Genomic DNA, 11,626 nt, shown 5'->3' with positions numbered 1-11,626 from the left:
TCATGGCCTTTCTGGTCTAGTCGTCAGGGTGTTGCACTTGAATTGTAAACTGGGGTGCGGAAAATAAGGCCTTAGCGAGTCAGAAGGCGACTACTGAGGCGGCTGAGAAATTGACCGGCAGCAAGGTTGAAGAAGAGTTTGGCTATCTGGTGAAGGGCTTTTCGATTGATGCCAAAGTTTCAGACATCAGCAAGCTGCAGGCACTTGATGGCGTCAAGTCGGTTGAAGTTAGTGCCATTCAGACCCCGCAAGACATCTCTGCTGATAAAACCGTCCAGGCGGTACAAGCTTGGCAAGAACAGAATGTTAAAGGCGAGGGTATGGCCGTTGCAATCATTGACAGTGGAATCGATCCGACGCACAAGGATTTCCGCCTGACCGATGAATCGACCGCGAAGATCTCGAAGGAAACCGCGCAAAAGGCCATCGATGAATTGGGTTATGGGAAATATGAAAATACCAAGATTCCCTTTGCACACAACTATGCTGATGGTAATGATGAAGAAGTTTACGACACCACTGGAGAAATGCACGGCCAGCACGTGGCGGGGATCGTGGCGGCCAATGGGGAAAATCCGGATAACGTGAAGTCGGTTGAAGGAGTCGCACCGGAAGCCCAGTTGCTGGACATGAAGGTCTTCAATAATATGGGTACCGGGGTTTTCTCCGACGTGATCGTGCAATCCATTGAAGATTCAGTGAAGCTCGGCGCGGACGTCATGAATATGTCTTTTGGTGCTGATGACGCCAATGCGAACATGAGTGACGTAGAAAATGACGCCATTGAAGCGGCAGCAGACGAAGGGGTCGTTTCGGTTATTGCCGCGGGTAACTCCGGTAATTCGACGGGTCGCGCGACAGGGGCGTTGGCGAACTACAACGCGCTCGATGATGGACTGATGTCCACCCCTGGCATTGCCGAGGATGCCATCACCGTCGCTTCTTCCGACAACACGACCTGGACCTCTTATGGCACTTCCGTCACTCATGCTAGCGATGATGGCGATGTTTTCGGCAAGGCTATCAGCATTGAACCCAATGCGGACTTGGTTTCCTCAACGAAGGCGTTAGCCCATTTCCCAACGGCGCAGTTGGTCGTTGTGCCGAATGAAAGCAACTACGAAGATGTCGTTGATGGGGTGGGGGCCGGCTCCGATGGTGACTACGCCAATGTCGACGTCAGTGGCAAAGTCGCAGTAGTTTCTCGTGGCGGTAATGGCGAAGTGACTTTTGCCGATAAATACGCCAACGCGAAATCTCACGGCGCGGCCGGTTTGATCGTTATCAACAACGTGACGGTTGGTGATGGGGAAGCGGGGCTGTCAGCTGGCCTGCCAACCATTTTCACGAGCATGAAAGATGGTAAAACACTGGTTGATGATGTCAAAGCGCACCCGAAGGAGTTTTATAAATTCAGTACTTTCACGCCGGTGGTTTCAACCAGTTCCACGGCGAATGAAATGTCCTATTACACCACTTGGGGGCCAAACACTGACCTTGAATTAAAACCTGATATCACTGCGCCTGGTGGGCACCTCTGGTCAACGGCCAATGATAATGGTTATCAGGATATGTCAGGGACCTCTATGGCGACGCCAGTGACGGCAGGCGCCACGGCACTTGTGCTTCAAGGTCAAAAGGCGAATGGGCTCGGCCTGAGCGGCAAGGACCGAGTGACGGCAGCCAAGCTTGCCATGATGAACACGGCTACTCCGGTGCTCGACAAAGCGCATGATAACGCCCCATACTCACCGCGACGACAGGGTTCTGGGATTGTTCAGATCAGCCAAGCCCTGAAGTCTACCGTTGCCATGACAGTAAAAGGGAAAGGCGCGGCTTCGCTTAAGGAAATTGGTGACAAAGCAACTTTCACAATCAATCTGAAGAATAACGGTAAAACCGATATATCATACAATTTCAACGATTTTGGCGGTGCCTACACTAAGGCAGTGGATGAGGACAAAAACGTTTATGACAAGCACATCTCCGGGTCGACGCTGAAAGCAGATGCAGAGGAATTCGACTTGAAGGCTGGGGAGTCTAAAGATGTCACTGTGACGCTGACTTTACCGAATGGCTTCCACAAGTCCCAATGGGCTGAAGGATTCGTTGGTTTTAAGAGCAACACGTCAGACAGCCCAGATCTCTCAATGGCGTTCCTTGGGTTCTACGGGAACTGGGACAGTGCGCAGAAGATTTTTGATGGCATTGGCAACTCTGGCAAATCAATTTATCCTGATGAAAGTGCATATGTCTCGGATCACGGGAATTTTTTGATGTCTGAAGATGGGGCAGCACTGGGCCTGGTTTGGGATAGCGAATTTAGTGACACGGGTTCGACCCCGCTTGGGCGGTACTGGTACGACGCTAATTACGTCGCCATTTCACCAAATGGGGATGGTACTCAGGACAATGCTTCTCCTTACGTTTCGCTTAATCGTAATGCTAAGGAACTTAAGGCTACTATTGTTGATGCGAACGGCAAGACGGTACGTGATTTGGGTTCTGCACTTGATGCATCCAAAAACTACATTTCTGGTCATGGGGAGCACGTGACCACGAATAGTTATCTGAGTATTGATCATCTAAAATTTGATGGGAATAGTTACGATCCGACGACTGGCAAAGAGAAGGCCTTACCAGATGGCCAGTATATTTACCGGCTAACGGCCAATGTAGATTCTGATGATGCTGGCAGCGAGACTCAGACCATGGACATGCCGATTAAGGTTGATAGCACGAAGCCAGAGTTTAACAATGTCAATCTAGCAAAGAATGATGATGGTAAGTGGCATGTTACTGGGACGGTTACTGACAAGACAAGCGGGCTTTCACCACTGTCCAAGATTGGTATTTCTGTTAACGGTTTTGCAATCACCGCCAAGCTGGATCCTCAAGTCAGTCAGGCTAAAGACTTTAGTTCCGTGGAGGACTTTGCCAAGGAACCACTGAAGACCTTTGATTTTGATACTGAGATCACTGACGTTTCACAGTATCTGAAGGACGGTATCAATAACATCCAAGTCGCCGCGATTGATAACGCCGGCAACCCCGGATCAATTGAAATTAAGGCTACTGTTGATGTGGCTTCGAACAGTAATAGTCTGATCCTTTTCAATGCCTTTGACGGTGAAACGACAGATGACACAGATACCTACTACAACAAGGATGATAAGACCTACACGATCTATGGCAACTACAAGAATGATTTCTATCTGAATGGTCAACCAGTCAAAGTCGATGACGATGGCAACTTTGAGGCACATGTGGCGACTACTGATGGGATGGATAAGTTGATCTTCTCTCAAGATGCCAAGCAAAATATCGTGATTAAAACAATCAAGTTTGGTTTTGCTGCACAGCCTGTCACAACGCTTGACTTGCCAGCGGGGGGGCAGTGGTATGACATGACCGATGGTTCCAGAATGTATGGGGTCAACAATACTGCGGATACCTTCACGTTATCTGGGAGCGTTTCGGGCAGTCCATCCGATATTGTCACCTATGGGTACAACGAAGGCGGGTCGACATTTGAGCCGGATTCTTACAACTTAGACAAGGCAACCAGCAAATTTAACGCTTTGTTCAGAATGGTCAACGGCAGTAGCGCACGTGAGGGTGAGAACATCATGAGCGCCCAGGCGTTCACCTCGATTCCTGGCGTCGGTGAAGTTGACGGCCCAGAAGCTGACATGCTGGTGACTCAGCTTGATCGCACCTACCTTAACTTTGACAACGTAGTCGGGGGATCAACAGTCAACATCTCCAAGGAGAATGAAAAAGACATTAAGTATGATGAAGCAACTGAAACGTTGACCATCACCGGGACGGCCGGCAATGCGTTTGATACAGTAGATGACTTCACGATTCTTGGCCATTCGATGGATCCCGATGATCCCGAAAACAAGGTTCAGGTGGATCCAACCACGCATCAGTTTAGTTACAAGCTCAAAGTTGGCGAAAACCAAGTACGCTACATTACTTATCAGTTTAAACTGAGCGGTGCTGAGGAGTGGACACGAGGGTCGTTCGGGGTTGCGGTTGACACGACCTTCCCGGTTCTTGATTTCACCACAGGAGACAATTGGCAGGCTTCCGCGTTAGATGATTACGACTATGAGGTATTCACTAACAAGGATTCCCTTGAACTAAAGGGTGAATTTGGTGATAACCTGAGCGGTTACACGGTCAAGATTGGTACTGACGAATTTTATCAGACGCCATGGAATCAAACGCTTAGTGAGAAGTACACCACAGATCAACCAAAACAGTTTGACACGGAATTGCCATTGACACCAACAGACGATAGTAAGGACCTCGTTAAAGACAACGGTGCTTCTGATAACGTCTTTGTGATGACCGTCACGGATAACTATGGCAACGAAACTAAGCGCCGGATTCTCGTTCACCAGAAGAAAGCTGCACTGGATGCGCCAACGATTACGCCAAGCACTCAGAAGCTGACCAATGCACCGGTCGCGTTGACTGCAACGCAGGCGCAAGACGCAGATATCCAGTATAGCTTGGACAATGGTAAGACTTGGAACAGCTACGATGGCAGTGTAAATAAAGCAATTGATGGGGATATTCAATTCAAAGCTAGCGATAAGTACGGGAATGAATCACCCGTTGCGACATACACCGTAAAGAATATCGTCAATCAGATTGCGGCTTTGCCGACAGCATCGCTAAGTGATCTGAGTGCAAACACCAAAGCCATCACAGTCACGCTCGGGTTTGATAAAGCTTTGACTGCCGATCAGCAAGAATATACGCACCTTCGTTACAGCCTCGATGGCGGTGAAACTTGGGAGACCTACACCAAGCCATTTGCAGTGACTGCGACCACTGATATTCTCGTCCAAAGCTTCGATGATGCAGGCAATAAATCAACAGCAATCACCACTTCTGTGATTATTCCTGAAGATGAGAAGACTGATGATTCAGACAAGGGGACAAACGGGACACCAGGGGAGACTAATGGCGGGTCCGACGAGAAGGGAGATTCTAGCTCCACCGGCGACGGTGAGAAGGATGATACCAACACTACTGGCGACGGTAACAAGCAGGACGGCTCCGTTTCCACGGGTAAAGACGCTTCTCAAGCTGCTGGCACGGATGATGAGAAGCAACAAAGTGGCGAAAATGGTGCTACTAAGACTGATCAAGGCGTTGCCAGCTCCGAGCCTGAGCGATCAGCTCGCGTATACAAAGACAATGGGTCGCTTTCGTCGGTTTCACGCGGGGCACGGACAAATTCCGGCCGTCGGGGTAGGAGATTGCCAAGCACAGGCGAGAAAGTGGCGCATAACGCTCTGACTGGGATGCTGGTCATGGTGCTGACTGGTCTCGGGTTCACATTTGTTGGGGGTAAAAAACGAAATGAAGAAGAATAAACATTTAAATGTACTCCTTTATAGCACGGCATTACTCGCTAGTTTATCGTTTGCGACTCTGATTCAACCTCAGGCGTCCGTTCGTGCAGACACAGTTACCGAAGATTCTGGGGATAGTTCGAAAGACGGCCAGGCCCAATATGAGCCAGTTGACTTCACCAAAGTAAATTTTCCGGATCAAGGACTACGCGATATCTTGACTGCAATGGCTTATAAAGTTGATCCAGAATGGGATGGCAAGCAATTTAGCTCCGACATGTTGAGTTCAATGCAGTCCATTGAAGCTCTTGACCCCGACGATCCGGTGAAGGACCTTAAAGGGCTTGAATTACTGCCTAAATTGTATAACCTTTCGCTTGGAGCGGGCTCTGAGGTCTCTGACTTCAGTTTGCTGCCGAAGCTGACATACTTGAAAATGCTGGATCTTGAAGGGATCAACCTTGAGCACATTGGGCCCAAAGATCTTCAATCGGATTCTATTACCAAGCTGACAATTGGTGATGATTATTCCACCCATGCGACTACGACTCTGCAGTCGCTGGAGCTGGACGGATCTTTGCCAAGCCTCCAGCAATTGACCGTTGAAGACAGTAGTACGATTACTAAAGTCTCGGTCAAAAATTTGCCTGTACTTGAGGAACTACGGGCGGAGGACCTTACCAGTCTGGATGATGCTACCGTCGAAAATCTGCCTGCACTAAGCAATTTGGATCTGTACAACGATCCAAAGTTGGCAACCCTCAACGCCAGCGGTTTGGATAAGGTTAATGATCTGACTATTTCCAAGGATGCCTTTTCAGAATTCGATCTTAAGTCATTTCCAGGACTGATTGATTTTGATGCGTCGGATAACCAACTCTCCAGTCTTGACCTAAGCAATGTGAATCTGACTTCTTTAAATTTGGCGAATAATCAGTTCAAGAGTATTGATCTTTCAAAGCAGACTCATCTGGGAACACTCTATCTGCAAGGCAATCAGCTCTCTGAAATCGATTTGGCCGGCTTGGAGTATTTATCGACGGTCGATCTTTCGTATAATCAGTTGACGACGTTTGACGCACCTGATGCGCATGGCGATGATGTTAGTTTTGACGAATTGAGAAACGAAGGGGAATACAAGGCAGGACTACGGACCTTGAGTTTGAACGGCAATAAACTGACTACCTTCGATGCGTCATTGTTTCCGCAGGTCACTCAGCTCGACCTTTCTGATAATCAGTTGACTAGTTTTACACCGAACCACGTCGTAGCCTCCCTGAATTTGACGAACAATAACCTGACAGGGACGCTCAATATTAGTGGTGCTAGTCATTTGATCAATTTGGCTGCCAGTGGGAATGCATTCTCCTACATCGCCAATGATGTGCCAGATATTTCGGTGATTTCTCAGTATGTATGGAATTACGTTGCTGATGAGCACGTGCGCGCCAATACTTATGAGGTCGATGGTCACTGGTATGTCAACGTGCGGGACTTGATTGGCGACGCAGATGCAAGCGATGAGGATGCAAAAAATGATCTCGCCTATGTTCACGTTGATACCAGTAAATGGCAGATGCGCGATGACGGAACGGCAATTTATATTGGTGAGGGACGCCCAACTTCCTTTGAATATGATGGGATGGTTTCTCACATGGAATGGACAACTGCTTCAGCGGTTCAGTTTCAGGCTGATTACCATGTTACTGCAGCGCTGACACCAGGTGCTGACAGTGACATCAAAGTGGCATTTAAGAGCGCAAACAATGATGAAGGGACCGTTTCTGGGACTGTGACGGCCAAGGCAGGTCAGCTGCTGAACGAGAACCGGCTGCCGACCCCTGAACCACAGGCGGGATACCGCTTCGATCACTGGCAGGATCAGGACAATAACGTCATCGACTTTGATCTCTATAAGCCAATTGGCAACACAACGCTTTACGCAGTGTTCGCTAAGGATGATGGAAAAACGTCGGCTAGCGTGAAGTTAGTCTTCAAGTCTGCTGATGAGAAGCGAGGTACTGTTGACAAGACCATTTCAGCCAAGGCGGGGACACCGCTGAACGCTGCGAAAGTACCGACGCCGATTGCAGCTGAAGGCTTTGCTTTTGACCACTGGGAAGATGCGGGTGGCAATTCGGTTGATTTCAGCAACTACACGCCAAGCAGCGATGCGACATTTACTGCTGTCTTCGCTCCGCTTTCTGTGGATGCAGCGGCTGGTCAAAAAGCCGGGGTGGCCGATGGTGCAGCCGGCAAGCAAGTGGCTGATAATGCTTCGCAAAGCAAAGCATATCAGGATGCTTACACAGCCGCTTACACGGATGCCAAAGCGACCTATGATGCCGACTTTGCGACTGGCGAGGCAATTGGGGCCGCAGATTCTGGTGAGAATCTCGATGCTGCAGATGTGAGTGCTTTTTCGGCGGGTTATCAAGCGGGTTACGCCAAAGGCTACGCTGAGACGGAGCGGGATTCATATCGTGGTTACAATACAACCGAGGCGTTCAAGGTGGAGGTTAAGGCCGCAGATGCGACTCAGTCTGACCTTGACACCAACTTATCTGTACCGCAAGGGGAAATCTTTGGAAACTGGTATGAAGACAACAGCTCATTCCGCAACTCTGGGGTCCATGAAGGTTATACCTTCGATCATTGGGAGGATGACAAGGGCAACGTTATTGATCTGACCCAATATAAGGTTACGCGTGATCAGATTATCTACGCTTTCTATACGACTGTTGATTTGTCTGGTGAACAGGGAAAGGCAGCTGGGCAGGCTGACGGTGAAGCAGGTCTTCCGCGTAATGTTGGTGAAGACAAGTCAGTAGAATATATCAATGCCTACTACGAGGCTTACGAAAAAGGGTACAAGATTTATCAGCAGCAGTACGATGCTGGGGTCGCGGCTGGTCGGGCCGACGGCGTGGGTAACTACGATTATGCCGACACGACAATGGAGACTGAGGCTTTCCAGAAGGGTTACACCTATGGGTATGATGAAGGCTACGCTGAGTTCACGGGAATTGCCAGTGCCGAGGATCAAGGAGCAGCCGCTGGTAAGGCCGATGGTGAAGCAGGCAATGAGCCCGCAGATAACAGTGATCAGTCTGAAACCTATCAAATTGCCTATACTGAAGCTTACGATGCGACTAAAGAGACGGCGGATTCAGATTTCGCTTATGGTCAAATGGTTGCTACTTCTGATGCAGAGTCGACACAACTTCGAACGGATATTTCTAAGCAGTCATTAGCCTTCCAAAAGGGTTATAACGAAACGTTTGATGAGTTAATTGCGGACTACAATGCCGGTGTTGCACTGGCCAAGCAAGACATTTCCGCCGGCAAAGAACCCACCGATGTTTCGGGCCATTCTGAGCTTTTCCAGGCCGGATATAATCAGTTTTATGAATTCCCAGCGGATGAAGAGGTTTCCGATGAGGTTTCTGAGGCACGGAAACGGGGTAAGGAGGATGCCCAAGGTGGCTATCAGCTTCATGTGCCGGATGGTGCCACCGCAGAATTTGAGGCAGCTTACAAACAGGCATACACGTTTGCAAAAGCAAAATACGACGCTCAGTACAGTCATGGCACGCACGATGCCCAGCTTGATGCGGGAGAAGGTTTGGTGGCGATGGACCTGACAGGAACATCGGCGGCTTATCAGGCAGGCTATAACCAGGCCTACAATATGGATTTCAACTCCATCAAATCTGATATTCTTTCGGCAGCTTCACAAGCGACTGCAGATCGTGATGGCGGGAAAGAACATGCCGACACTAGCCACTCAAACGTGTTTCACCAGAAAGTCTACGATTACTTCTTTACCAGTACTAAAGGCGCCGATGATTTCACTGATGATGAGATATTGGAACTAGCAGGCTTCCCTCAAGCAAATGATCGCCACAATTATACTGGTGATATGACTGTTACCGACACTGGCGACAAGGGTGATACAGGCGAACCAGCAGACACTGGCGATAAAGGTGATACGGGCGAACCAGTGGGCACCGGCGATAAAGGTGATACAGGCGATACAGGCGAACCAGTGGACACCGGCGACAAGGGTGATACAGGTGAACCAGTGGACACTGGCGACAAAGGTGACACAGGCGAACCAGTGGACACCGGCGACAAGGGTGATACAGGTGAACCAGTGGACACCGGCGACAAGGGTGATACAGGCGAACCAGTGGATACCGGTGATAAAGGTGATACAGGCGAACCAGTGGACACCGGCGATAAAGGTGATACAGGCGAACCAGTGGACACTGGCGACAAGGGTGATACGGGCGAACCAGTGGATAGCGGCGACAAGGGTGATACAGGTGAACCAGTGGATACCGGCGACAAAGGTGACACAGGCGAACCGGTGGGCACCGGCGACAAGGGTGATACGGGCGAACCAGTGGATAGCGGCGACAAGGGTGAGGCAGATCAGCCACTTGCCGAAGCTGTTTCTAGTGACACTGGTTCTGTTAACCCCGATAAGAATGGTAAAGATGCAAAGGCAGCTTCGAAAGATAACTTGCCGCAAACTGGTGAAGCGTCTACGCAAGGAGTTTTAGCAGCAGGGATGGCCGTTATCGCTGCGGTTGCAGGTTTCTTCGGTTTTGGTAAGTTGCGCAAGCGTGAACACTAATCTGGAATTAATCTGTTAAGTATTAGTACCCCTTAGGTGAATCTACACGAAAGGCGTTCATCAGTTGTATGATGAACGCCTTTTTGTCTATGCATACGCTCAGGAGCCGAAATGTATGCAATTAATTTTTTCAAGCAAGATAAGCGACCGCGTTGATTTTCAAGTCTACGGATCAGGTCAGTCATATGGATCATTTACGGGGCCAAAAGCTTAGTCAGACTTGCTCTAAAAAGCGGGGTCCAAAGCTTGAGATATCCTAACTGAGTGGGATGTGCATCATCCAACATCGCAAACCGCTGCATGCTGGTGGCACTGGCCAAGGCTTTATCGTGGTGCAAATCGAGAATGGCAAAGCCGTACTTTTCCTGTAGCTGATAGAGACTGTCAATTAGTTGTTCGTAGTTTGCATCGGGTTTACGCAGACATGTGTAGAACATGATGGGACAATGCCAGTCATGATTGACCTCCGTGATGATTGCTTCCATAGCGCCAATGGTCGTCGTCGTGTCGAACGCCGTTGTACCAGGCTTAGTCACCGTGCCGACGGGTTTTCCGGCGCGGCCATCATTAGTGGAGAGCTGGCAGACAAATGCATCAGGCGTGGTTTCGGGTTGGAAGTTGTGCAAGCGGGAAATGTAACTTTTTGCTTCAGGTCCAGCCAGTGTGGTGCCAGAGATTGCGAGCTTATCTGCGATGAGGCCGTCGCTGGCGGCGAGATCATCAACGAAGGATTTACCGAAGGCCCCAGCGCCATATGTGATCGATGACCCCAAAAAGACGATGTGCTTGCCATATAAGGGTGACGCGGGATTCAATGTGGCAGCGCTTGGGGCATAATTTGGCAGATTGCCAAGCACGATGCGACTCACGAATTTGTGATGTGTGGCCAGAAGCACGGCGGCAGCCCCAATTGCGGGGGTGACCAATGCAGATTTTTTCATAACTAAGGCCTCCTAATCCTGATTCATAGCTGCTTTTCAGCCTTTTGCCGGTCGACTCGCAACAGGTGAAAGCCTGTTGAGCCAAAAGTGAAGACCAGCACTGCACCATTGGGTAAGCCTTTGGCGAGAACGTCAGTTGGGTCCTGCAGTTGGCGCAAAAAGTTGTAGCACGCCGCGCTGTGGGACACAACCAACACGTTCTGGTGATCCGGTTGCTGCATAATGTTGGTTAACGCCTTAAGCAGACGATGCCCAGTGGTGTTTGAAGACTCGCCGCCATACAGGACAAAGAAGTTCTCGAAGTCTTTCGGCAACGGCGGATTAAGTACTTGGCTTTCGCCTTCGAAGACTCCGTAATTCATTTCTTTGAGAGCCTTGAGGTGCCGCACAGGCAATCGGCCGTGAACGATCAGATCAGCGGTGTCCACGGCACGCTCTGAAGTGGAACTGTATGCATGGTCAAGTGGAATGCTGTCAAAGTAGGTGGCGAGTTGTTTGGCTTGGGCGATTCCATGGGCAGTTAGTGGTGAGTCGCACCAGCCCTGAATTTTGCGTTGGACATTGAAGAGGGTCTCACCGTGACGCACTAGGTAAAGGATACTACTCATTTTATTTTTCCCCAGTTTACAATTCAAGTGCAACACCTTAGCGACTAGACCAAAAAGGCC

4 protein-coding genes are annotated in these 11,626 nt (G+C 49.6%); 2 read left to right on the top strand and 2 right to left on the bottom strand.

From position 1 onward, the window contains the following. Positions 1–110 precede the first annotated feature (110 nt). Both FC75_RS09410 and FC75_RS09405 read left to right on the top strand, forming a co-directional pair. A complete protein-coding gene (locus FC75_RS09410; RefSeq protein WP_056989736.1) occupies positions 111–5,396 on the top strand; it encodes a S8 family serine peptidase in 5,286 nt (1,761 codons plus the stop codon). After that, the gene (locus tag FC75_RS09405; RefSeq protein WP_082623139.1) at positions 5,383–10,017 is read left to right on the top strand and encodes an InlB B-repeat-containing protein; all 4,635 of its coding nucleotides are present in this window, start codon (positions 5,383–5,385) and stop codon (positions 10,015–10,017) included. The genes FC75_RS09410 and FC75_RS09405 overlap by 14 nt, the downstream gene beginning before the upstream one ends. Before the next feature lie 194 nt (positions 10,018–10,211). Here FC75_RS09405 and FC75_RS09400 read toward each other — a convergent pair whose 3' ends face one another. Next, positions 10,212–10,958: an SGNH/GDSL hydrolase family protein gene (locus tag FC75_RS09400; protein WP_054666545.1), complete on the bottom strand. Its 747-nt coding sequence runs from the start codon at positions 10,956–10,958 to the stop codon at positions 10,212–10,214. Between the two features lie 23 nt (positions 10,959–10,981). Continuing rightward, entirely contained in the window at positions 10,982–11,566 is a 585-nt protein-coding gene (locus FC75_RS09395; RefSeq protein ID WP_056989737.1) for a histidine phosphatase family protein, read from the bottom strand. Between the last annotated feature and the right edge of the window lie 60 nt (positions 11,567–11,626).

It is taken from the genome of Lacticaseibacillus camelliae DSM 22697 = JCM 13995, from assembly GCF_001436615.1.
In the GTDB taxonomy this organism is placed as follows: Bacteria; Bacillota; Bacilli; order Lactobacillales; family Lactobacillaceae; genus Lacticaseibacillus; species Lacticaseibacillus camelliae.
Note: the sequence above shows the minus strand (reverse complement) of the source record. Positions and strands in the feature narration are given on the sequence as shown.

Excerpts from the sequence above, each read along its gene's own strand:
- FC75_RS09405 (WP_082623139.1), top strand. The coding sequence starts at position 5,383 with ATGAAGAAGAATAAACATTTAAATGTACTCCTTTATAGCACGGCATTA.
- FC75_RS09400 (WP_054666545.1), bottom strand. The coding sequence starts at position 10,958 with ATGAAAAAATCTGCATTGGTCACCCCCGCAATTGGGGCTGCCGCCGTG.
- FC75_RS09395 (WP_056989737.1), bottom strand. The coding sequence starts at position 11,566 with ATGAGTAGTATCCTTTACCTAGTGCGTCACGGTGAGACCCTCTTCAAT.